At 65.3% G+C, this 22,835-nt stretch carries 18 protein-coding genes and 1 pseudogene; 10 read left to right on the forward strand and 9 right to left on the reverse strand.

Annotated elements, in window-relative coordinates; genetic code table 11:
- The first annotated feature begins 438 nt into the window (after positions 1 to 438).
- From ABZW16_RS24235 to ABZW16_RS24265, 7 genes are all read left to right on the forward strand, one after another.
- Positions 439 to 1,026: a DUF4232 domain-containing protein gene (locus ABZW16_RS24235; RefSeq protein ID WP_354958271.1), complete on the forward strand. Its 588-nt coding sequence runs from the start codon at positions 439 to 441 to the stop codon at positions 1,024 to 1,026.
- Positions 1,027 to 1,178: 152 nt separating this feature from the next.
- Entirely contained in the window at positions 1,179 to 2,129 is a 951-nt protein-coding gene (locus ABZW16_RS24240) for a hypothetical protein (protein ID WP_354958272.1), read from the forward strand.
- Between the two features lie 20 nt (positions 2,130 to 2,149).
- Complete coding sequence (locus ABZW16_RS24245) at positions 2,150 to 2,485, forward strand: hypothetical protein (protein WP_354958273.1); 336 nt, start codon at positions 2,150 to 2,152, stop codon at positions 2,483 to 2,485.
- A 204-nt stretch (positions 2,486 to 2,689) separates the two neighbouring features.
- A complete protein-coding gene (locus ABZW16_RS24250) occupies positions 2,690 to 3,058 on the forward strand; it encodes a MarR family transcriptional regulator (protein ID WP_354958274.1) in 369 nt (122 codons plus the stop codon).
- A 169-nt stretch (positions 3,059 to 3,227) separates the two neighbouring features.
- Positions 3,228 to 3,398 carry a hypothetical protein gene (locus ABZW16_RS24255; RefSeq protein ID WP_354958275.1) on the forward strand — a complete coding sequence of 57 codons (171 nt, stop codon included), beginning with the start codon at positions 3,228 to 3,230 and terminating at the stop codon, positions 3,396 to 3,398.
- Between the two features lie 23 nt (positions 3,399 to 3,421).
- On the forward strand, positions 3,422 to 3,616 hold the full coding sequence (locus tag ABZW16_RS24260) for a hypothetical protein (protein ID WP_354958276.1): 195 nt from the start codon (positions 3,422 to 3,424) through the stop codon (positions 3,614 to 3,616).
- Positions 3,617 to 3,802: 186 nt separating this feature from the next.
- The gene (locus ABZW16_RS24265) at positions 3,803 to 4,231 is read left to right on the forward strand and encodes a DinB family protein (RefSeq protein WP_354958277.1); all 429 of its coding nucleotides are present in this window, start codon (positions 3,803 to 3,805) and stop codon (positions 4,229 to 4,231) included.
- Positions 4,232 to 4,569: 338 nt separating this feature from the next.
- Here ABZW16_RS24265 and ABZW16_RS24270 read toward each other — a convergent pair whose 3' ends face one another.
- Positions 4,570 to 5,484, reverse strand: a complete 915-nt coding sequence (locus ABZW16_RS24270; RefSeq protein ID WP_354958278.1) for an SDR family NAD(P)-dependent oxidoreductase — start codon at positions 5,482 to 5,484, stop codon at positions 4,570 to 4,572.
- A gap of 323 nt (positions 5,485 to 5,807) precedes the next feature.
- On the opposite strand from ABZW16_RS24270, the gene ABZW16_RS24275 reads away from it, so the two are divergent.
- Entirely contained in the window at positions 5,808 to 6,704 is an 897-nt protein-coding gene (locus ABZW16_RS24275) for an NAD(P)H-binding protein (RefSeq protein ID WP_354958279.1), read from the forward strand.
- A 69-nt stretch (positions 6,705 to 6,773) separates the two neighbouring features.
- Here the strand turns inward: ABZW16_RS24275 and ABZW16_RS24280 are convergent, their stop codons facing one another.
- From ABZW16_RS24280 to ABZW16_RS24290, 3 genes are all read right to left on the reverse strand, one after another.
- Positions 6,774 to 9,056 carry a glycosyl hydrolase family 65 protein gene (locus tag ABZW16_RS24280; RefSeq protein ID WP_354958280.1) on the reverse strand — a complete coding sequence of 761 codons (2,283 nt, stop codon included), beginning with the start codon at positions 9,054 to 9,056 and terminating at the stop codon, positions 6,774 to 6,776.
- A 363-nt stretch (positions 9,057 to 9,419) separates the two neighbouring features.
- The gene (locus ABZW16_RS24285) at positions 9,420 to 10,358 is read right to left on the reverse strand and encodes an SDR family NAD(P)-dependent oxidoreductase (protein ID WP_354958281.1); all 939 of its coding nucleotides are present in this window, start codon (positions 10,356 to 10,358) and stop codon (positions 9,420 to 9,422) included.
- Between the two features lie 451 nt (positions 10,359 to 10,809).
- Complete coding sequence (locus ABZW16_RS24290; protein WP_354958283.1) at positions 10,810 to 12,207, reverse strand: nucleobase:cation symporter-2 family protein; 1,398 nt, start codon at positions 12,205 to 12,207, stop codon at positions 10,810 to 10,812.
- 405 nt (positions 12,208 to 12,612) lie between these two features.
- Between ABZW16_RS24290 and ABZW16_RS24295 the strand changes: the two are divergent.
- A pseudogene (locus ABZW16_RS24295) lies at positions 12,613 to 13,491 on the forward strand (TIGR03564 family F420-dependent LLM class oxidoreductase); the annotation flags it as partial.
- Positions 13,492 to 13,781: 290 nt separating this feature from the next.
- On the opposite strand, the gene ABZW16_RS24300 reads toward ABZW16_RS24295, so the two are convergent.
- The 3 genes from ABZW16_RS24300 to ABZW16_RS24310 all read right to left on the reverse strand — a co-directional run bounded on the left by ABZW16_RS24300 (position 13,782) and on the right by ABZW16_RS24310 (position 16,990).
- On the reverse strand, positions 13,782 to 14,537 hold the full coding sequence (locus ABZW16_RS24300; protein WP_354958284.1) for a type 1 glutamine amidotransferase domain-containing protein: 756 nt from the start codon (positions 14,535 to 14,537) through the stop codon (positions 13,782 to 13,784).
- 173 nt (positions 14,538 to 14,710) lie between these two features.
- Positions 14,711 to 15,922, reverse strand: a complete 1,212-nt coding sequence (locus tag ABZW16_RS24305; protein ID WP_354958285.1) for a cytochrome P450 — start codon at positions 15,920 to 15,922, stop codon at positions 14,711 to 14,713.
- A 447-nt stretch (positions 15,923 to 16,369) separates the two neighbouring features.
- A complete protein-coding gene (locus ABZW16_RS24310) occupies positions 16,370 to 16,990 on the reverse strand; it encodes a glycosyltransferase (protein WP_354958286.1) in 621 nt (206 codons plus the stop codon).
- A 46-nt stretch (positions 16,991 to 17,036) separates the two neighbouring features.
- On the opposite strand from ABZW16_RS24310, the gene ABZW16_RS24315 reads away from it, so the two are divergent.
- Positions 17,037 to 17,351 (forward strand): CU044_2847 family protein, encoded by a 315-nt coding sequence (locus tag ABZW16_RS24315; protein ID WP_354958287.1) that lies wholly within the window; start codon positions 17,037 to 17,039, stop codon positions 17,349 to 17,351.
- A gap of 3 nt (positions 17,352 to 17,354) precedes the next feature.
- Here the strand turns inward: ABZW16_RS24315 and ABZW16_RS24320 are convergent, their stop codons facing one another.
- Both ABZW16_RS24320 and ABZW16_RS24325 read right to left on the reverse strand, forming a co-directional pair.
- A complete protein-coding gene (locus ABZW16_RS24320) occupies positions 17,355 to 21,494 on the reverse strand; it encodes an NB-ARC domain-containing protein (protein ID WP_354958288.1) in 4,140 nt (1,379 codons plus the stop codon).
- Positions 21,481 to 22,581 carry a hypothetical protein gene (locus tag ABZW16_RS24325; RefSeq protein WP_354958289.1) on the reverse strand — a complete coding sequence of 367 codons (1,101 nt, stop codon included), beginning with the start codon at positions 22,579 to 22,581 and terminating at the stop codon, positions 21,481 to 21,483. The genes ABZW16_RS24320 and ABZW16_RS24325 overlap by 14 nt, the downstream gene beginning before the upstream one ends.
- Positions 22,582 to 22,835 lie beyond the last annotated feature (254 nt).

Raw genomic sequence — 22,835 nt, forward strand, 5'->3', positions numbered from 1 at the left:
TCGCGCCCGCGCGACCAAACGCGAGCAGCCCGTCGACGGGTGGATCCGATTCCTTCCCACGACGCTCGTCGGACACCGCAATCGCGTCGGGCATCCGGCTCGACACCTCCCACACCAGCCCCGTAAGACCGTGCGGGACATCACCTGCCACCGTTCGGCCGCGAATCTCCGACGCTGCCACGACATCGAACTGCTCTACCGGTCCTCCACATTCACTCAGGCCGAGGTGTCGACGACAAAGCGCGGACGGCTGTGCCGAGAAGGCTCCCTGACAAATCCCTAGCGCCCGACCGACGCGGAAATTGCGCAAAGACGGTCGGGCGACTCCGGACGCACCGGGCGGTTCCCTTTCGCGGCGTATTCGGTTGCGGCAATGGCATTTCCGCTGCGCTTTCGTTCACCCGCGGAGTACGGTGAGGTGCTGTGTGGAGACGGCGGATGGCATGGTGGCTGCTCACCGCAGCTACGGCGGCGACCGTCACAGGTTGTGGCACCGAACAGTCGACCCCGCCGGGGACGACCAGCAGCGCGGGCTCGGCGCTGCAATTGGTTTCGCAGCCGCCGACCGCACCTACATCGGATGCCGTTGCACCGCAATGTCGGACGCCCGATCTTGCGACCGGTCTCGGACCGGAAACCGCAGCCGCTGGAACTGTCGCCTTCCCGATCGTATTCACCAACAACGGGTCCGGTCCGTGCGTCCTCGAAGGATTCCCGGGTGTCTCCTACGCTACCGGCCCGGACAGCGCACCCGTCGGCGCGCCCGCCGTGCGGGACGGTGCCTCGTCCGGCCCGGTCCAGTTGGCGTCCGGTGGGCAGGCGTCGGCGCTGGTGTACGCGATCAACGTGCACAATATTCCGCCCGAGCAATGCCAACCGGTGTCGGTGCCCGGGCTGCGAATCTACCCGCCCGACAACACCATATCGTTCTACCTCGAACGCACCGGGACAGCATGCGGCCTCGCGCAGGCGACCACGACCCAACTGAGGATCCACGCCGTGGTGGCGGGCGGCAGCGGTCGTTAGCCCGCCGGGCTTCGTTGTGGCATCGCCGATTACGACGCGGTCACAGTAGTGCACTACTGCTGACGTCGCGGCCGGGGCCCCGGAAAATCGGTAGCTACCACGTCAATTCCGGTCCTCCCCAAGGGTCCGGTCGACCTTCTCGGAGGGTAGTCATGGTTGATTCCCTTTTCGCCGATGTGTCCGAGTTCCAAGTACCAGTCGACGACTCCTACCCGTATCAGATCTTTTCGTTCAGATCCAACGACGGCACGTACCGGGACCACAACTTCTTCACGAACTATGCGTGGGCCGCCGACGCCGCCGACTCCGGACGAATCTCCTGCTTCATCGTCTACTTCTACTGGCGACCGAACTGGCTCGACACCGCTGACACCCACAAGAGCATGATCGGCGAGGCGGGCGGCCCGCACCGGAAGATGATCTCCATGATCGACGTGGAATCGGGCGGCAATCCCGGCGGAGACCAGTCCGACGGCATCAACCGCGCCTACTGGCGGCTGGCCGACTGGCTGGGCTCGACCCGCCGGGTCATCGGCTACGCCAACCGGCCCGACTTCAACAGCATGTGGCCGGTGCGCCCGGACGGGCTCAACATGATCGGCGCCGGCTACGGCAGCAACCCCAACCTGCCCCGCCAGATCGCCCACCAGTACACCGACGGCCAGGGCTACGGCGGCGGTCTCCCCGAGGGCGCCCCGCCCTTCGGCAACTGCGATATGAACTCCGCCGACGGATTCTCGCCGGAGGACTTCGCCAACCAATGCGGCGTCGGGGAGGTCGCGCCGGATCCGGTGACCGACATGTGGATTCAATTCATGGGCATCGGCGGCAACGGCTGGCCGCAACTGGCCGGCCACACCCTCGTCGACGGCGTTGCCACCGTCGGCCAAACCCTCGGCCTCGCCGGATTCGCGCCACCGTCGGGACCAACCCAGGTGCCATTGCCCCGCGACACCGACGGCCGCATCCGCGACGAGTGGATCCAGATGCTCGGTATCCAAGGCCAGGGCTGGCCGCAACTCGGCGGCCACACCCTCGTCGACGCCGTCGCAGCTATTGGGCAGGAACTCAACATCCCCGGCTTCCAGCCGCCCGTCCAGTAGCCACTGATCGGAGTACTCGGATGACGACAATCCCCAGCAAAGACGGTCGCTTCTTTGTCATAACCGACTGCGTGCCACAGGTCCAGGCAGCCGCGATAGCCGCCGCCGGCGGCGGCACCCTGGCCGGCCTCACCTCCGCCAACCTCGCCGAGGTCACCTTCCCGGAACATGCGTTCACCGACGTACAGGCTTGCGACACACCACAATCCGGGCCGACCGCATGGTTCGGCACCTTCAACGGCGGGGTCCCGGAGGGCAGTGTCTACGCCATCGACCTCACCACCGGGCAGGTTTTCAACCACAACTCCAACCGGGCCGCGGCATGGACCCGATTCGTCCTCGCTGAATCCAGATAGACCGAATCCACAGCAACCGCGACCTGGCTGGCCCGCGCACGATGCTGCGGCACCGGTCCCGTCCGTGAGCACTAACAGTGCCTCGACCGAGACGGCCGGGGCGGCACCGAGCTGCGCGACATCGCCCCCCACCAGGACGGTCTGGAGCTCAGCAAGCGCATCGCCCGGCTCAACGGCCGGATCGAGCAGGCGCTGCGATCGGAGATGGCCGAATTCGGGCTCACCTACGCCGAATTCGATGTGCTCGCAGCACTTTTCCGTGCGGGACCGCCGCACCGGCTGAAGCCGAGCGAGTTGAGCCGGGCGCTGTTTCTCACCACCGGCGGCATCAGCAATGTGCTGCAACGACTCAGCGCCGCCGGGCATATCGAGCGCGTGGAGAATCCGGGAGACGGTCGCAGCCGCTGGGTCCAGTTGACTCCAGACGGTCGGCAACTCGCCGAGACGACGGTGCATGCCGCCGGTCGCGTACATGCCCGCGTCATGGCAGGCGTGCCCGAAAACGCCATCCGGCAGGCTGCGGACGCTCTCCGCGAGATCAATGCCTTGGTAGGCCGAGCACCGCTGCCCTGATCAGCCGGACACTTCTTCACGAAGACCTGAGCCGTGCTCCGTTCGCGGTCGGCCAAGTTGCCGTACATACCGACCATTGGTTAGTGGGAAGAGGACAATGGCATTTCCGCTGAGCGGCAGCCACCGTTCGTAGAGCGGCAGCACCCGAGATGGACAACGAGTTCGACACATGAGAATTACTGCCGCCCAACGTCTCCAGAACGAGAATCCGATCCGCGCCGCCATCGACCGACTCCGGCGCGGCGAGATCCCGCCCGGGCGCTGCGATGTCAAGACCCTTACCGCCGAAGCCGGTGTCGACCGCACCGCCTTCTACGGCGACCGACTCACCTCAGGGTAGAATTCGAACAACGCCTGCGCGCAATGCAACAGGCCGGCGACATACCGGACGCCTGCGCCGCGCAGATCTTGCGACTCGAGGTCGACAACCACGCACTCAGCGAGCGACTGGCCAAGGCCAGCGGCACGATCGACGAATTCACCGACTTCCGCGCACAAGCCATCGCGCGCCTGGCCGCCCAGCACGAAGAGATCACCCGCCCTACGTCAGGCAGCTGACGATGCCGGAAAGTCGATCACCTGCCGCACCGCAACGCGGTCATCGGCCCTGCTGAAGGAGACACCGAGACACCGAAACCACAAGTACGACAGCCAGATCCAACCCGAACCAACAGAATCGAGCCGACAATGACATGGTCGATACCATCAATCACCACCGGCGCAGAACGCCGTTTGCTCGAGAGCATGCTCGACCGCAACCGGACCGAACTGATCAACACGGTGCGCGGTCTGTCCGAAGCAGACGCCCGCCGCCGTCTTGTTGCGTCGCTGACCACCCCGATCGGATTGCTCAAGCACGCCGCGGTCGCCGAACGGATCTGGTTCCAGCACGTATTAGCGGGTCTACCCGAAAACGAATGCGATGGGGGCACAACGCCGGGCGACGCCAGTTTCATCGTCGATGACAACGAGACCCTGGCCGACGTGATCGCCGAATTCGAGCGCGCCAGTGAGCGTTCCCGCGTCATCGCCGCCGACTTCGACCTCGACGAAACCAGGACACACCCCCGCGTCGGCGACGTCAGCCTGCGGTTTATCTACCTGCTCACGATCGAGGACTTCGCGCGTCACTCCGGCCACGGCGACATCCTCCGCGAACAGATCAAGCATTGAGGCAGCTCGATCACCACACGCACAGATCTGGACACGCCGACTGCCGAAGGGGGTTCGCCACCGACCTGGTCAACAACGGCCTACCCATCCACATCGGCACCGCCCTGCTCGGCCACCTCAACCTCATTCGAGCACCACAGTCGCGATGCAGGGCATCATCACCGCGACCCTGCCGAGGTTCGGATCTTGTACGGAGCAAAGGAAATTGGCCGCCACCCCGAGTATCGACGCGATTATCATGAGCACCCGGACAGCAGCCTTGCGTGCGAAAGCAATATCGCGCCGAAGAAATACAGCAGCCTCGCTGCTCCGGCCCGGGCAGCGGACGACCGCTCCGGTCAGATAGGGAACGTGACTCCGGTCAATTCCTCCGAGACCGTCCACAGGCGTTGCTGAATCGCCCTGTCATGCGATTGTCGACTCGATTCGACGATTTTCGGGTAGCCGCGGGTCTCCATGAATCCACCCGGTCCGTAGTACTGGCCGCCGAGCACGTCGGGGTCGGTGGCCGCGCGGAGTATCGGCAAGGCACCCTGTGCTGGGCTCTGCGCGATGATGGGTGTAATAACAGGCACGAGCGGACGCAGCGCAGTCGGCATATTGCGCATCAAATCGGTGTTGGCGGCACCGGGGTGAGCCGCGACCGCGATCGTGTTGCCGGTGCTGGACAGGCGACGTTGCAGTTCGTAGGTGAACATCAGATTCGCCAGCTTGGACTGGCCGTACGCCGCCACCCGGTTGTAGGACCGTTCCCCCTGGAGATCGTCGAAGTTGATTCGCGCCCGGATACGATGGCCGATGCTGCTGACCGTGACCACCCGCGAGCCCGGTACTGGCAGCATCCGGTCGAGCAACAACCCGGTGAGCGCGAAATGTCCCAAATGATTCGTGCCGAATTGCAACTCGAATCCGTCGCTGGTGATTTGCCTCGGCGGGTACATCACCCCAGCGTTGTTGACCAACAGATCGATCGCGGAATAGGCGGACCTGAGCTGTTCCGCGGCATTACGCACGGATTCCAGCGAGGTGAGATCGAGCTGTTGGACGGTAGTGTCGGCGCCCGGGACGACAACTGCAATACGGTCCGCCGCATGTTTACCCTTATCCACATCCCGCACCGCCAACACCACCGACGCGCCATGCGCCGCTAGTGCCCGGGCGACTTCGAACCCGAGTCCACTGTTGGCGCCGGTGACGACCGCAACTCGACCCATCTGAGCTGGTATGTTCTGCTCCGTCCACATGTTCGCCATATTTCCTCCCAAGAATTTGGTCGGTCTGTCCGTTCATCCGACGAGTCGGCGGGGGTGAGACTCATATTCACACCGTTGCGCTCCCGGGGCAGATGCGCAAGGCGCGCAACCGCCACGCACGCGTGCACGACATAACGCCATGGTCACCGCTGTTCTGGCCTATTTCGGAGCGGGGTCCCTAATGCCGCCCGAGTGTATGCTCAAAATTTGCGGACTCGATCTTTCTGCGATTTGCGGGCACCGCCTGAGGCGCCCTACCCGAAACCACCGCGCGGCAGGAGAATCACGTCTCGAGTGACCCAGCACCATATTTGATTACGGGTGTGGGCGGCAGCTACAGCAGTGTCAGCCGGTTGGTGGCCGAACTGCTGCTGGACCACGGCGAACCCGTGCGGGCAATGGTGCATCATGACGACGGCCGCGCCGACGCGCTACGGGCGCTCGGCGCCGAGATCATCGTCGGCGACCTCACCGATCCGGCCGATGTCGCCGAGGCCCTGCACGGTGTGCGCCGAGTGTTCTTCAACATGGCCGTATCGGCGGACTATCTGGAGGCCGCGGCGGTGGTGTGCGCTATCGCCGACGAGCGCGGTGATCTCGAAGCGCTGGTAAATATGTCGCAGATGACGGTCTCGCAGATGACGTCGACGAGCACCGAAGAATCGCGGCAGCAACGGCTGCACTGGCTGGCCGAGCACATCATGAACTGGTCGGGCGTGCCGGTCGTTCACGTCAGACCTACGGTCTTCCTGGACAATCCGCTGTTCACCGTCCTTGCTAGCCGATCGGTTGCCGAACGCCGCGTGCTGGCGTTGCCGTTCGGCACCGGCCGGACCTCACCGATCGCCGCCACCGATGTAGCCCGCGTGGTCGCCACTATTCTCCGCAACCCGACAGAGCATGTTGGTCATGTCTACGAGCTGACAGGGCCCGCGGTCCTGGACATCCAAGGCCTGGCCGAGCAGTACACCCGCGCGCTGGGCCACCCCGTGTCGGGGACGGATCTGGCCGACGACGACTTCGCCCAGCAGATCGGCGCCGTGCCGGGTATCAGCCCACACACCGTGCGACATCTGCGGACGGTGGCAAAGCTGCACCGCAACGACCGTTACAACCGGCTCACCAATGACGTCGAGAAGCTGACCGGCCGGCCTCCCCAATCGGTCGAGCAGTACGTCGCCGGTCACCGCGACCTGTTCAGCCGCACGTCGTCCGGATAGTCGTTATGGACGATGCTGCGGCCCACGCAGAACACGACGAGACCGGTTCGTCGTGCGATGTCTTCCGGGTCAGGGACAGGCGCTCCTGGTCGGCAGCGTCAGCGGTGTTTCCGGACGGATTGTCGCCGGGCCGCCGGGCGTCTCGACGGTGACCGGACCACCCGAAGTGACGTCGACTGTCGTACCTTCCGGTCGGATGCGCACGGTCAACCTGCTATCGCGTACCGCGAGGTCGCGCACCGTCATCCCCTCGGGAAACCCGCTGGGCAGCATCGGGTCCAGCCAGGGACCCGTCTCGGCCCAACGCAGCCCGCTCGGTCCGTACAGCAAACCTTGCAGGAATCCGCCCGCACCCGTGACGAAGATCCACGCCGGTTGACCGACCGTATTCGCACCCGACCGTTCGCCACGCGCCTCGGACTGGAACCCATATGGCGGTCGGACATACGGCTGCACCGATTGATCGAGGAACTGCTGAGTGCGGCAGGGATCATACTGCGCGCTGAGGATCGCGCCGACGCTGTTGCTCATATTGGGGCCGTCGGGATCGGTGCGGTCGAAGTAGTACGCCAGTGTCGCCTCGGGCGAATAGCCCGGTGCCGCATAGGAGTACGGGTAGCTGATCAGCACCGTGTCGGCCTGCTTGATCTTCGCCCCTTGGTACCCGAGATACTCGGCGGGCACCCCGGGCACGATGTCCGGCGGCATCGCCATATGGGCGGCGATATCGGCCCACCGTGGGTTCAGCGGCAGTCCGGCCAGCCGGGCGGCCGACATCGCGGTGCGCATCGTCGCCATCACTCCGGCGTTGGTGAGTGCGTTGTCCACGGAAGCCGAGACGTATTCGTCGGCGCCCGCCGCGGGCGCGTAGTGGTAGCGACCGTCGGGCAGCTTCGGGCCGATGCGGGCAGCCTGGTAGTTCGCGATAGCCGTGATCACCGGCGCGCCGCTGTCACGCAGCCATTGCTCGTCGCCGGTGGCCGAATAGTACTGCCATTGCGCGAGCGCGATCTCGTTCCCCAAATGTTCCTGGACCAGTCCGCACACCCACGGCGACGCGCACCGCTGTGTCGGTCCATCGTTCCAGGGGAACAATGCGCCGGTCAGCCCGAAGGCGCGCGCGTTCGCCTCGGCTTGCGGTAGCGCCGCGACGCGGAAATCCACCACGGTGCGGGCCAATTCGGGATAGAGCGCGAGCAGGGTGGGGAAGATCCAGGTCTCGGCGTCCCAGTAGGTCAGGCCGCCATAGTCGTCGGAGGACAACCCCGCGGGCTGCACGGACCACCGCTGTCCGGCCCGGACGCTGGACAGCACCGAATACAGTGCGGGCCGGATCCAGCCCCGATAGTCGTCGCGGCCGGGAATCTCGATGGCGGGCTGCCACAAGCGATCCCACTCTGCTGCGTGTTCGGCGTGGGCGGCGGCGAAACCACGCGCCGCGCTGGATTCGGAGACGTCGGTGGCAATCGCGCGCGGGTCCGCGCCGTCCGCGCCGGAGGCGATTCCCACGTACTTGGTGACCGTGTAACTGCGGCCCGCCACGACGGTGCCGTCGAATCGTGTGCCAGCCGTCGACCCGTTCGCAGGTAGCGCGGCAGCACCCAGCTCATCAGGCGTGGTGACCGTGGATACCAGGAAGGCGGTGCGGTCGGTGCCGTCGGCGCGCACGCCGACCGTGGTCTGCCCCCGGTTCGGATCGGAGGCCGCCGTCATCGGGGTGACCCGACGCGCGGCGGCCCCGTCGATCAGGTCGGTGACCGTGAGCGGCCCCGAGAAGTGCGGAATGACAGTGAGCTGCTGGACCGCGAGGTTCTGCTGCGCCCGTGACACGAAGGTCCGGTAGGTCAGATCCAGCCGGTGTTCCGCGTCAGGTGTCCAGGTGGCTTCGGTGGTGACGGTGGCATCGCGGTAGTTCAGGCGCTGCCGGTAGTGCGTGAGCGTGTCCGGGTCGACGTCGGCCCGGTAGGTTCGGCCCGCGACGTCGACGCTCAGGCCAGACCATGCGGGGAGCGCAGCGATCGCCTCTGTGTTATTCCACGACATGGACTTCATGGCATAGAAGCCCGCGAGATACGTTCCGGTGTAGCGCGGTTCCACCAAGGGGAACGAGGTGCGCACCGAGGCGCCGTAGTCCTGATATCCGCCGCCGCTCGGCGGGATCATCGCGCCGATGCGCCCGTTGCCCAGGTACGGGGCAGCGCGGAAGTTCTCGGGTTCGAATGTCTCGGAGACCGCCGACCAGTCGTCTCCGACCGCCTGCCCGCCCTGCGCGGTCGCTACCCCGGACAGTCCCGGCAACGGCACAAACGCACAGGTCAATAGCACCGCACCGATACTCGACACGAGTCGCACCGGGCCGACAGTAGCAGCGGTCGCGCTGAGCCGATCGGAACGACACGGCGGCCGCACCACGCCCTGCTGCTCGGGTACGGCGCGGTGCAGCAGCTGCCCGATGAGCTCGTGAACCGCCGCGGCATCGTCGCGGTCAGCGGCGAACTTGCGGGGGCGCTGACGCGTTCGCGCGCCACTCCGTGGTCGCGGATCTGCTGCCGCGTCGACGGCAGCCGCCGACGCACCAGATCCGCGGCCTACCTGTGCTCGCACACCTCGACAGCTCACCCCGCAGCAGCGCGATACATCTCGCGGTGCTCGATCCACGGAAGCTGACGCTCGGCTACGGCGATTCGGGAGGTTGCGGCGTCGAAACAGGGCCTGTCATGACCGGACCGGTGCAGATGGGCACACGAGCGGATCGACGCCGGTGAGTGCTGAACTGATGGCCCACAGTCTGGCGGCGGTGTCGTGGTCGGTCATATGCGCCTGAGGTACCTCCCTAAGAGGTTGTCCACGAAGACCGAAAACCCTTGGCCCCCAAAGCTGCCCGCCGGTGATCTCAGTGTCCAGAACGGCCCGGACAATACCCTCGGCCGCCGCGTGTTTACCATGCAGCACAACGCCTGCGGGCAGTCCACGCAGGCGCTGAGCGGTGGTGCGGACGAACAGCGGTGGCCGTGACGGGGTCAGCGAGTCCAGGGCACCGCCGGGATGGACGACAATGCTGGCGGTGCTGGCCCCGTGTCCACGCAGACGGCGATCCAGTTCGAAACCGAACAGCATCTGGGCCAGTTTCGATCGCCCGTAACTGCGTTTGGGCTGATAGTCGTGCTCGGATTGCAGATCGCCAAGATCCAGCCGCTCCGACCGCGCGGCGAAACTGCCCACCGTAATCACCCGACTGTTCGCGGCTGCGGTCAGCATCGGCGCCAGATGAGCAACCAGAGCGAAGTGCCCGAGATGGTTTGTCGCGAACATCAATTCATGTCCCTGGGCACTCACACGGCGATCGGGGCCGGACAGCAGGACGCCAGCATTCAGCACGACCGCGTCCAGGCTGTCGACACCGAGGGCGTCCACTGTCGCGGGTAGTGCGGACAGGTCCGCCAGATCCACGCGCACGCACCGCAGACGAGCGCCAGGAACCCGTGCCCGAATCGCGCCGATCGCGAGGTCGCCCTTGGCGGTGTCACGGCAGCCCACCACCACGGTGGCACCGCTGACCGCGAGGTGCTCGGCGACGAAATATCCGATGCCCGCACTCGCACCGGTAACCAGAAATGTTCTCCCATCGGCCCGATAGCCGCTATGCCAGGTCATGCCGTCCACCTTTGCACCGGGCTCTTGCACGGCACTCTCATACCACTGGCATGCGGCCCCACCGATTAGGAGTAACCGCTCGGCCCCGCCGGGGGGGATCGACGCATGTCCGGAATTCGGCTGATTACCACGCGTTCGAGGAGGCGGTGGATGCTCGCTGAGTCTGACCTGCCCCTGCTGTCGTAATTCGTGAACATCTTCGAAGTGATGTAGCTAGAGCCACACGCCACCAGGATTCGCGAACAACTGACGTCACAGTTCGCGGACAGAGCCAGTCCGCGAGTGCGCGGACCGCCCAAGTGATCTTTGGTGGTGACCGGCACCCAGGCCAGAGAGATTTCCGAACTCCCTTGCCTGGGCCTATTTTTCGGCCTAACGGCCTGTTCGATCAGGGAATACTGAATGTCGGGTCAACAGTCCCCATCGCGTCACCGTATGAGGATCGGGGTGCTCATGGCTTGGCGTCGTTGTCGAGCCGGTCACGCTCGTCGACGGCGGCGGCGAGGACAGAGGAACCCGGTCGTTTGCCGAATTTCCATTCGTTGAAGGCGAGGTTGAGGAGGACGGCGGCGACTGCGGCGGCGCTGATTCCGGAGTTCAGGACCACTGTGATTTTTTCGGGGAGGGCGTCCCAGAATTTCGGTGCCGCAACGGGTATGAGGCCGAAGCCGATGCCGACCGCGACGATGATCATATTGAGGTTGTCCTGGTAGTCCACCCGGGACAGGGTACGAATCCCGCTCGCCGCAACCGATCCGAAGAGCACGAGTCCGGCGCCACCGAGTACCGGGTACGGAATTCCGGCGACGATCGCGCCGACCACCGGGAGCAGACCGAGCAGTAGGAGAATCAGGCCGCCGGTTGCTACTACGAACCTGCTTTTGATTCCGGTCAGTGCGACCAGGCCGACGTTTTGTGCGAACGCGCTGCAGGTGAAGGATCCAAAGACCGGGGCAACCGTCGTCGACAGCATGTCGGCTCGCAACCCGTCCGCCACACGCCTGGCATCGACGTCGGTCCCGACGATTTCACCGATCGTCAGGATGTCGGCCGTGGTTTCGATCAGGGTCACCAGAATCACGATTGTCATCGCGACGATGGCCCCGATTTCGAAGGTCGGCGACCCGAAGTGCAGCAGCTGCGGCGGCGCAACCAAGCGGGCGTCGCCCACGTTGGAGAAATCGGCCTTGCCTGCGCACGCCGCGATGACGGTACCGAGCACCAGTCCGATAAGAATCGACAGTCGCGACAGCGCGCCCTGGAACAGGCGACTGATCACCAGGATGATCAGCAGCGTCAGCCCGGCGAATCCGATGTTGGCCAGGGAACCGTAGTCGGGTGCGGTGGAGTTGTTGCCCATGGCCCAGTTGAAGGCGACCGGCATCAGTGAAAGGCCGATCACGGTGATGATCGTGCCCGTCACCACCGCGGGGAACAATCGCACCAGTTGCGCAAAGAACGATGACAGCACCAGGCCGATCACCCCCGCGACGATGATGGAGCCGAATACCGGACGTAACCCGCCGGTGGTGGCAATCGCCACCATGGTCGATACGCCCGCGAAGGAAACCCCCTGCACGATGGGCAATCGGCTGCCGAACGGTCCGATTCCGAGGGTTTGCAGCAGCGTGGCGAGGCCCGATACGAATAGGGCGGCCGTCACCAGTAGTCCGACATCGGTGGCGGATAGCCCGGCCGCGCCGCCGACGATGAGTGGTGGGGCGATCACACCCCCGTACATCGTCAGAATGTGCTGGGCTCCGTAGGCGGCCAACTGTCCCGGCGAGTGTCTTGCATCCTCCGGTCGTCCACTGTCCGCCCGGCCACGACGCCAAGTCAACATCCCCATGCCTCATCCTCTCCGATCGCGGAATGATGTTCCGCTACATCGGAAATGTGACAGCCATCACTCGAGTGTGGCTACGGTAGGTATGTCCAGTCTTCGCTCCCTCGTCGCTACACCGCATTGTTGGTTCAGCTAGTTGTCGCTGTCTTGATGCGGAGAAAGTGTTTCGAGCGTGCGTCGCTCGCAGTACGAACCGTGCGCGACATTGTGCTGGGGCCACGGAAGTTGCAGCGGCAGCCAAACGTTACGAAGCCGCTGCGGTCGCGGGGTTAACGCACCTTCTGGCACCATTAGATTTGCGTCATCGAATCTGCCCACCGACTCCCGGACGACGAAAATCCTTGTGATCGAGCTGATTTCATCTCGCCATTCGGGAACAGGCGCTCACGCACGCAGGTTGCCCCTGGCATGACTCTCGGAATTGCGCTCGCTGCCTCGAGTTCGGGCAACTACGTTGACCAGATCGTGGCGCAGGCCCGCTCGGTCGCCGAGCTGGGTATCGGATCGGTGTGGTTCGGACACCGGATGGACTACGACTCCCCCGCCCTCGCCGCCATCGTAGGCCGGGAGGTGCCGGGCATACAGGTCGGCACCTCGGCCATTCCCGTGGTCGGGCGCCATCCGCTGCTGGTGTCCTCCCAGGCGCAGACCGCCCAAGCCGCGACGCACGGGCGCTATCACCTGGGTCTGGCCGTCGGTTCCACGCTCGCCGCCGACGCGTTCGGCACAGCCTTCGACCGGCCCATTACCCGCTTGCGCGAATTCCTCACCGCGCTGCGGGAATTGCTCGACACGGGCACCGCCAGCTTCCACGGCGAACTGCTCACGGTCACACCCTCGCTGCCGACCACGGTTCCCGGTGCAGAACCACGTGTACCGGTGCTGGTGGCCGCGATGGGGCCGCAAGCACTACGCGTCACCGGGGAACTCGCAGACGGCACCCTGCCGTATCTGGCGGGCCCGAAGACCTTGAGCGAGCACATCGTGCCACTGATCACGCAGACCTCGGAAACCGCACCGCGCATCGTCGCCTTCGTCCCGGCAGTCGTCACCTCCGATGTCGAGGGCACCCGTGCGACGGCGGCGCAACACCTGGCGTTCTACGAGCAGGTGCCGTCCTATCGCCGGGTCATCGAACTCGAAGGTGCCTCGCGGGCGGCGGAACTGGCGCTCATCGGCGACGAGGAGACCATCGCCGCCGGAATCCAGCGCTACTACGACGCGGGCGCCACCGAGGTCGTGCTGACCACCACGGAACTGGCCGGTCCGGACGATCAGCACCGCACCTGGTGCGCTGGCCGGGGCACTCACCGCCGACCGGGCCGGCTCCTCGACGGCTGCAGCCCTGCCCGCGGTGTAGCACGCGCGATCCCGAGCTCAGCCCCGACGCACTCGCGCATGGCGTCGCCGACCAACCCGAAGACACGCCGAGCAGCTGTGGGGACCGCTCACCACGTCCAGGCCCGCACGCGGCCGACACGGGGCGGCGGGCACGGTCGATGTCGGTGTAGGTGCCGTCGGAGTTGATGATGGCTTCGAGGCGGCAGCGACCTTGCGCGGTCACTACATTGATGATCTCAGCGCTCGGTGCCTTCCAGCAGTGCGAGATACCGGCGTCCGAACAGATAGGCGTCTCCTGGCCAGCGTGCGGAGAGATAGTTGCGATCTTCGACGATGAAGGCGGGGGTGTCGTCGGTAGCGGTGCCGCGTCTGGTGAGTTCGACTGGGCCGCGCCGGAATTGGGTGTCCGGGTTATCGAGAGCCGCGCGGACCTCGTCCTCGACGTAGGCCGGATACGTGCGGTAGTAGCGCCCGAGTCGCCATGCGGTGCTGAAATACGCGATGCGCTCCATGTATTTGGGCAGGCAGGTGGTGCGGCGCTGGGCGAGCACGCTACGGCCGGTAGCGGGATCTTCGGACCGGGCGAGGACCAGGACACCGTGGCAGATGGCGCCCACCGGCCGGCCCAGGGTCCAAAACCTTGCGACCTGCCGCTGCAGTGTCTCCGAGCCCAGGTACTGCCGCATGCCGGGTGCATGTCCGCCGGGCAGGAGCAATCCGTCGAAGTCGTCCACATCCACCTCCGACCAGGAGACCGTGGCCGTGAACTCCGGTGTGCCAGTAAGCTGCTGGTAGAAGGTCCGAGGCTCGGCTTCAGCACCGAGTTGACCGAAGATCACTCCGGTCAACAGCCGCGGATCCGCCGCGGGCACCGTACCCGCGCGCTCGGTGGCGAACACGACCTCGTGTCCGGCGTCGGTCAAGATCCGCCAAGGCACGGCGACCTCGGTGACGTCGAAGTCGTGGTCGGGAACCGGCATGAGCACGCGCATGCGCACATCATCGCAGCAGGCCCTCGACTGTTCAGCCATACATCAGCACAACGCGATATTTACGCACAATCACGCTGTTCGGCGCATTGGTCCGCGTACATGGACGGAGATCGGTACGCCATGCAGCTCAGTTCGATGGTCTCGCTCGCTGTATTTCAGGTCAGTGCTCGATCTCAGGGGTGTAGCCGCACAGGAAGTTTGGTCAAACCACGCACGATGAGGCTTCTGCGCCATTCCAGTTCAGCACCGGCAGCGAGTTCGAGGTCAGGGTATTCACCGAGCAGCCGCGTAAGCGCGATTATCGCTTCCATTCGCGCCAGTTGGGCTCCGACGCAGCGATGAATACCGTATCCAAAAGCTAGGTGGTGATTGTCAGGCCGGTCGATGTCGACTCGGTGTGGATCGGTGAAACGGCGCGGGTCACGACCAGCCGCTGCCATCGACACCACAATGAGCTCGCCGGCTGGGATTTCGATCCCGCCCAAAGCTATCGGTTCCGTTGTGTAGCGAAAGGTTGCTTCGCCCGCCGGCGATCGGTGGCGCAGCACCTCTTCGACAAGAGCGGGAATACGGCTGGGATCATCGCGCACCATCACGCGAGTGTCGTTGTCGGCCAATAGTGTTGCGACCGCATTGCCCACGAGATTGACGGCCGTCTCATACCCGGCGACGAGCAGTAGGAACACCATACTGATCAGCTCTGGGTGAGTAAGCCGGTCACCGTCCTCTCCCACCGCAATAAGCTCGGAAAGCAGGCTGGAATCAGGTGCCCCGGACTTGGTGCGAATCAGCTGGTCAATGTAGGCAACGAACTCTTGCACGGCCGCCATTCTGGCGTCGTCGGAATGTTCGCTGGATACCAGGATGGTCGACCATTCCCGGAAACTGTCGCGGTCGGAAGGCGGAACCCCCAACAGCGCGCCGATAACCATCATCGGCAGCGGAACCGCGTAGCTGTCCAACAGATCCTGGTCCGCATTCGATTCGCTTGCCATCGCAGCCAGCAGGGAATCAGCGATCTCTGTGACCCTGGGCGCCAGGTCGCGGACAGCGCGGCTGCCGAACGCCCGGTTGACCAACGTGCGGAGCCGAGTGTGCTCGGGCGGGTCGTAGAACACCATCATGTCCTTGAACAAGCCGCTTTGCACGTGCTGGCCACCGCCGTTGGCCGCCAGCGCCGCCCGAGCTCCGGTGGACTTCAGGGCCTTACTGATCGTTGGATCGGTGAACGCGATCTTCGCCACCTCGTAGTCGGTGACGAGCCAGGCAGTGCTCGAATCGGGGAACCGAACGTAGTGCACCGGACCCCGACTGCGCAACCGGTCATACGCGGTGTACGGATCCTGATAGAAGTCATCAGTCAGCTCGAATGGATCGACCGCCAATTCTTTTGCCGCGCATGCGGTCTCACGCCCCGTAGCTCCGAACTCTAGCAGCGACCAGGAACACGTTCTAGTCTGCGGTGGTGAGCCCCATGCCCGATCATCGACCAGTACACCCCCGGACCGACCGCGACATGGGCGTCCACAGCAGTTGCGCCCGAACGCCAGATCTCACTTGTGTTCAGTGACTGGTGATTCGGCGGCGTCCAACCCTCATCGGATCTGGGCGTTTTCTCATCTCCCTCGCGCTGCTGGTCGACGCCATCATCGAACTCGACGTTCGCCGCCACCCCGCCCCCGGGCCAGCTCACCCACTGCGTCCAGATGAACCACATTATCAACGGCTTCCACGAGCAGGACTATGAACTCTGGGGTACCGCAGGCACTCTCGTCGCTAGGCCTTGTCGGCTCGCACTGATTCATAGCGGACCAACGGCTTTCGCGAAACGCTCATTGGTCGGGCAGTAGGTCGAGGAGCTTGCGGTGGGCGTGGGCGATCCCGGACGGGGTGTAATGGGCGACCACCACACCCTGGTCCGCGGCGCGACCGTCGAGGTGAGCACGCAGATAGTTGTATTCGTCGGGCAGGAAGTAGGTCGGGGTGCCCAGGGTGCGGACCGCGTAGTTCAGGGCGGACTGATCCTCGATCGGAAGCGGCCGCACGTTGTCGCGCCACAGCTTTGTCGCGAGATCGAACACGGGGCGATGGGCGCGGCGATTCACGATGAACATGCCGGAGTTGAAGTACGTGGGCCGCGGGATATCAGCGTCGTAGTCGGGGTAGAGCTCGATGAACTGATCACGGACACAGATGAACTCGACACGGTCCGTTAGTGCGGCGGGCTGCCACTCGCGCAGCACGACCGCGTCGGCGTCCAGATAGCAGATGTGATCGGCGGCCACGAGATCGAATAGCGACAGTTTGGCGTATCCGGGGAAGGCCTCGGGCGGGAAGTTCCGTGGCGGATGTTCGATGACAACGAATTCCAGCCCCGTCATGCGCTGTGCCCGGGCGGCGCTCAGCCGCGCGGTGTCGCGATAGGTGCCGAGTCCGAGCATCACTCCGATCATGGGTCAAAGATAGTGCGCTGCAAGGGAACACCGGTACCGTTGGACCATGAGCGAACTCTTGCGTTTCCGTACCGGCGACGGTGGCGTGATCGTGGTCGAGGGTGATCCGTCCGATGCCGGTGTGCAGCGGGTCGGTCGCGGTGGTGTGGTGGAGGTGAATCGCCGCTTCGAGGATGCGCTTGCCGACGTCCAGCGGGCCGCGGCGGCCGCGTTGGCGGTGTTCCGAGACGGCAGCCTGAAACCGGACGCGGTCGATCTGGAGTTCGGTATCAAGCTCAACGCCGAGGCCGGCGCGGTGATCGCAAAGACATCGGTCGAGGGCCATCTGACGGTGAAGCTGTCGTGGAAGCCGGGGGCATGAGGCTCACTCTTCGCACAACGTGAGTATGTGTACGGCGCCCGCCGCCTCACCACATGCCACACCACCGTCGGGCAAGGGCGCGATCGCGGTGATGCGGCCGTCGCCGGTGAAACAGGCCACCTCGATTCCGGATTCGAGGTCGTAGACAGCTAGCAGGTCACCGGCCCCAACGGCTATGCGCCGACCCCCGTGCAGCGCTGCGATGGCGCGCACGGGTGCACCGAGTTCGGCGAGCACGCCGATTCGCGCTCCGTCGGTAAGTCGCCACAACCGGATCGCACCGTCGCCGCCACCGGTAACGACCCGGTCCCCGACGATCAAAATGCCGGTCAGCAGCGAATCGTGCGCCTGCTGCTCCCAAACCAGTTCCGGGGATCCGAGTCGCCAAGCCGACAGCACCCCGGAGACGCAGCCGGACAGGACCTGGTCGACGGCCGTCGCCAGGCTGATGATCGGGCCGCCCCGTCCTCGATAGGTCTGGATCTGGTGGCGGGTAGTGAAGTCCCACACGCTGACTTGCCCCCGGATGCCGCCGACCACGACGTGACGCCTACCAGCTTCGACCACCAGCATTCGTGGTGGCTCCGCCAGCTGGGCATCAATCGCTCCCGGGTCGAGGTCCCAGATCGAATCGGCGGGGCCGAAGAACCGCATCGCGGTGGTCGACGCCACCACCAGGCATCCGTCCAGGGCGACGGCTCCCCGCACCGCGTCGCAGGCGACGGCGCGGCGCACCACCTGCCCGGGGACGGGTTCGCCCATCGCATACAACCGCACCTCCGAGCCGATGTCCGCCTGATTCGACGTATCGCCCAAGGCCTCACCGGGCAGTACCATCGCGGCACCCAGCTGGTCCAACACCATCCACCCGAGATTCGCCACCTCGACGACGGCGACCGCGGTGGCCGTCATCGACACAGTTGTCGATCGCCGTCCTGTCGCCATGTCCCAGACCGAGACCGATCCGTCATCCGCAGCGGCCGCAACCGTGTGGTCAGCTACCGCGGTAATCGCTCCGATCCACGCGGCGTGCATCGGAGCGCCACGCTGAGTCGGCGAAACGGTCACATCCCACACCCGCAAGGTGGATTCGTTCGCGGCAGACACCACGCGTGTTCCGTCGGAGCTGAACGCGGCGGCTGCGATCCACCCCGTATGGCCGCGCAGCGTCCGCGCCGATTCATCCCCGATCCGGCGATCGCGCAACCGCAGGATGCCGTCGTCGGCGCCCGACAGCACGTGATATCCATCCGGAGCCACCGCCACCATCTCGACCCACCCGCTGTGCAGGCCGACTTCGACTGCGGGGGAGCCAGTTTCGAGATCCAGCAATAGCACCTCCCCCGACGCACAGCCGACCACGGCATGCCCGCCGTCGGGTGTCGCCGCGACGGACCACACCTGCCCACGGCCGGGATCCCGGTCGATCCACACGACCGATCCGTCACGGTGATCCCAGCAGTACACGGTGCCGTCGTCGCCCGCGAACAGCGCGTGTCGATCGGTCAACGCCATCGCGCGCGACTGCACACCGCGCTGACCGCTGTCGAAACACCATGTCTGCGTGCCGGTTCCGAGATCCCAGATGCGCAGCGTGCCGTCCTCGGACTTCGACGCGATGGTCCGTCCGCCACGCGCCGCGAGCACGGTGTACGCGATACCTGTATGTCCGTGCAGCACCCCGACCTCCCGGCCGACCGCCCAATCCCATACGCGCACCGTCGTATCGACCGATGCCGACACCAGCAATGTACTGCCTGGAACGAGCGCGATCGACCACACCGCGGCCTGGTGACCGCGCAGCACATGCCGGGTACTCCCGTCGGCGAGGTCCCACACGCGAATGGTGCCGTCGGCTGATCCGGACATCGCATAGCGGCCGTCGACGGATACCCCAAGTTTCCACACGCCACCCGAATGCCCTTGCAGCACATATCTTTCACGGCCGTCGTCCGCCAGATCCCAGACGCGCACCGCGCCATCCCAGCCGCCGGACAGCGCATACCGATCATCGGGTGTGAGCACGACATCACGGATCGGACTGGTATGCCCGACCAGCATGAACAGCAGGGGCCCGCCCGGGGCCGTCAAACTTGCGGCTCGCGGTCGAAGCCAGGGTTCGCCGCGCCAGCCGCATGCTGCGGCAACGAGTTCCTGAACTTGGGGCCGATCCGACTCGCCGAGACGCCCGACCAGCTGGGCGGGTAGCTGCCCCCTACCGCGAGTCAGCGCATGGCTGCTCAGCCGCAACGCGTCGCCGACGACCGCGACCGGATCCGACTGCGGCAGTAACCGATAGGCGGCGATCAGCTCCGTCGCGTCGGTGGCCCACAGCATCGTCTGCAACCACGCCAGGTGCGACAGCAGCGCGCGCAGCTCTTCGCCCGCTCCTGCCGCGGCAAGGTGATGCGGCAGGTTTCGATAGAAGTAGCCGTCATCCGGACCATGCTGCCAACCGCCGGGCGCCTGCTCCCGATATGCCTCGAGCAATCGCCGATGCAGGTGCGTCAGCTCTGAAACCTGGTGGCGCACATAGTCCATTTGCAGATCGTGCATCCCGAAACGGCCGCCGCTACCGAGATGGATCAGCGATCGGTCGGCGAGGCGGTCGAGCAGCTCCGCCACGTCCAGTTCATCGAGTCCAGCGTGCTGCCAAAGTGCCTGTGCCGCACCGACGGTCGGATTCCTGCCGTTGAAGACCGCGAGTTCGAGATAGCGGGCGCGATCGGCAGGATCAAGGGCGTCGACGCTGACGCTGATTGCGCGCAAAAGATCCGGGTATGGATAGTTGCCGAACGGTTGGGCGATCTTGGCGAGATCGGCCTGACGCAATCGGCGCAGCACTCTGGGCCAGCGCTCCGGGCGGCCAGCGATCATGGCGCCCGCCATCGCCAGCGCCAGCGCCAGATAGCCACATTCGGCCGCGATCTCCAACGCCTCCCGCGGTAGTTCCTCCACCGCGAGCCGCGCCCACCGCGCCAATAACACCAGCGATTCCCGGATGCTCAGCCCGGTCACCTCGAAGCAGGTCGCGCCCACCGATCGTACGATGGCGGTATCCCGGGTGGTGAACAATAGCCGTCCAGGCGCCTCGACAACATCGAGATCGCCGAGATCCTGTGCCGCCCAGATATTGTCGACGACCAGCAGACAACGTCGCCCCGCCAGCAACTGCGTGAGAAGAGCCTTACCCTGTTGAGCGTCGGCGAAGACCACACCCTGCTGCCCGAAGGCGGCCGCCACCTGCGCTTGTCTGGTCGGCGTCACCGGATTCGGGCCCAACTCCACCCAGACTATGCCATCCGGAAAAGCCGCCCGGACTCGCTCGTCACGGCAAACGGCTGCTGCGAGAACAGATTTCCCGACACCGCCCATGCCTACCGCAGCGACCCGCGCGCCATCCTCGGTCGGCGCCAGTAGCGCGGCGAGGACCTCCGACACTACGGACCGCACAACGAACTGAGTCGGTAAGGTCGGCACATTGGACAGCAGACCCATCGCCGGCCGGGCCGACCCGAGCTCCACGCCGAACTGCACCACTACCGGAGCGATGAGCGCCGCGGGCAGCATGAAGCCGATCTTGCGGGCCGCGGCACGGTCGCGAGCGACCACCATGCCGACCACACCATCGGCCAGGTCGTCACACACCGCGCCACCGCTGAAGCCGCCTTCGATCGCCGAACCGGGCACTTTGACATCCTCGAGCTGATACCAGCCACCACCCACCCGATCCCGGATCACACCGGTCGCCCACAGCCCTTCGTCATGGCCCTCAGGGAATCCGTAGACGCGAAAGGAATGTCCCCACAACGCTGTCGAATCCGAGTCCAGCAGGCGGATCGGGACGGCGGGCGGGGCGCTCGCAAGCAGCAATACCGCGATATCACCCGTGTGTACGTCATCGACCGGCGACCAGGCCACCACCGTTGCCTCGATCCGTTCACCGCCGTGTACCTGCGTGAACTCCACCAGCACCGGTTCGGTCGGCACCGCATCGGCCGCAGCATCTGCTCCGGTGGCATCGCCGATGACGTGGGCGCAGGTCAGTACGTGCCGCTCGGTAATGAGGAATCCGGCGCCGTAGGTCGCACCATCGGCGGACTGAATCGCGACCAACGCGCGCCGCCACTCAGGCGTAGGCATTCCACTGCTCCCCGTTCACCTCGCACCATCCGGTGCGCAATTCGCCCGCCGCAGTGCGGACGAACAGTTCCAGCCGATCCGGTCGGCTCGAACACACCGCAGGGCGGCCGACCGAGCCGATGCCATCGTCGAGCACGCGGTGGCGTGCCGAGGAACCGCCCGTGTCAGTGGTGAGCCAGCCGACCGTCCCAGCGGACACCCCGAAGAACACATCGACGCGGCGGGGCCGGGCCGAGACCGCCACGGGATCCGAGGCCACCGTGGGCACGGTCAGTACGCGGTTACCACGACCGGTCGGCCAGTCAGGCCCGGGTTCGAACTGGACAAGCCGATCCTCTTGCCGCGCAAAGGCGACCAGGCGGTTCTCGACCGCACCGACGCCCCGGCACCACACCAGGGTCGGATCACCGGTACAGCGCAGCGATTCCCCAGTCGAGGGCGCGACAGCTGGACCGACATCGAAGGTGGTGCGGCCGGGCAGCATCGGTGTCGAGGTCCACTCGTGTGTGCGCTCCTCGGGGAGGTGATACTGCCGCCGCAACACCCCGTCGAAGCTGCCGCGCGCGACAACTTCCAGCCCATACAAACTAGTAACCACCACGGCAGGCTGTCCGACCACAGGGCGGGCCAGACTCTCCGGTCCCATTAGGCCGATCGGCTGCTGATACCAATAGTGTTCGAGCACGCCGTCCGCGCCTGTGCTGAACACATCGAATCGGCCGCGGCTCCAACTGACGAGGGTCGCATCCGATACCGCACCCGCAGACCGAGCCAGCCGCGGCGGCCCCCAGCGGCCGTCGAATTCGCAATGCCACAACCGCGTCTCGACATCACGGACGAACATATCCAACCGATCGGCGCCCCAGGACCCGATGGTCGGGCGGCCAACGGGCGGGGCGGGCAGTTCCAGCCGCTCGACGATCCTTGCCGTACCGGCGGCTACGACGAGATGACAGAGCCGGCCTCGGTCATCGATCGCGACGACATCCACCCACTCCGGTGTGCGTGCGATCGCCACCGGGTCGGTCACGATGCCGTCGGCGAGTACACGGAACCTCGGTACCCGCAGCACGGCGTATTCGTCCACAACTCCTCATGATCCTATGGCGCGGGCGAATGCACTGTGCCGTCGATGAATTCGAGCGCACCGAACGGTCCCAGCCGATCACTGAGTTCATGATTGCTGGGCACGACGTGAGCCGTACCCGACCTACCTCCTGCAGCCAGGATCGAATCCGCGGGCTCACTGCCCAGTCAACCGGCTGTGGTCACCACAGACAAGATCATCGGAACGAGACGCGACAGCAATGTATTTTGTCGCAATGGTCGCGGATGACGAAG

Source organism: Nocardia sp. NPDC004604 (assembly GCF_040609795.1).
Lineage (GTDB): Bacteria > Actinomycetota > Actinomycetes > Mycobacteriales > Mycobacteriaceae > Nocardia.

Bases quoted from the DNA above. Each gene is read 5' to 3' on its own strand.
- ABZW16_RS24235 (WP_354958271.1), top strand. From the start codon at position 439: ATGGCATGGTGGCTGCTCACCGCAGCTACGGCGGCGACCGTCACAGGT.
- ABZW16_RS24240 (WP_354958272.1), top strand. From the start codon at position 1,179: ATGGTTGATTCCCTTTTCGCCGATGTGTCCGAGTTCCAAGTACCAGTC.
- ABZW16_RS24245 (WP_354958273.1), top strand. From the start codon at position 2,150: ATGACGACAATCCCCAGCAAAGACGGTCGCTTCTTTGTCATAACCGAC.
- ABZW16_RS24250 (WP_354958274.1), top strand. From the start codon at position 2,690: ATGGCCGAATTCGGGCTCACCTACGCCGAATTCGATGTGCTCGCAGCA.
- ABZW16_RS24255 (WP_354958275.1), top strand. From the start codon at position 3,228: ATGAGAATTACTGCCGCCCAACGTCTCCAGAACGAGAATCCGATCCGC.
- ABZW16_RS24260 (WP_354958276.1), top strand. From the start codon at position 3,422: ATGCAACAGGCCGGCGACATACCGGACGCCTGCGCCGCGCAGATCTTG.
- ABZW16_RS24265 (WP_354958277.1), top strand. From the start codon at position 3,803: ATGCTCGACCGCAACCGGACCGAACTGATCAACACGGTGCGCGGTCTG.
- ABZW16_RS24270 (WP_354958278.1), bottom strand. From the start codon at position 5,484: ATGGCGAACATGTGGACGGAGCAGAACATACCAGCTCAGATGGGTCGA.
- ABZW16_RS24285 (WP_354958281.1), bottom strand. From the start codon at position 10,358: ATGACCTGGCATAGCGGCTATCGGGCCGATGGGAGAACATTTCTGGTT.
- ABZW16_RS24290 (WP_354958283.1), bottom strand. From the start codon at position 12,207: ATGGGGATGTTGACTTGGCGTCGTGGCCGGGCGGACAGTGGACGACCG.
- ABZW16_RS24300 (WP_354958284.1), bottom strand. From the start codon at position 14,537: ATGCGCGTGCTCATGCCGGTTCCCGACCACGACTTCGACGTCACCGAG.
- ABZW16_RS24310 (WP_354958286.1), bottom strand. From the start codon at position 16,990: ATGATCGGAGTGATGCTCGGACTCGGCACCTATCGCGACACCGCGCGG.
- ABZW16_RS24315 (WP_354958287.1), top strand. From the start codon at position 17,037: ATGAGCGAACTCTTGCGTTTCCGTACCGGCGACGGTGGCGTGATCGTG.
- ABZW16_RS24320 (WP_354958288.1), bottom strand. From the start codon at position 21,494: ATGCCTACGCCTGAGTGGCGGCGCGCGTTGGTCGCGATTCAGTCCGCC.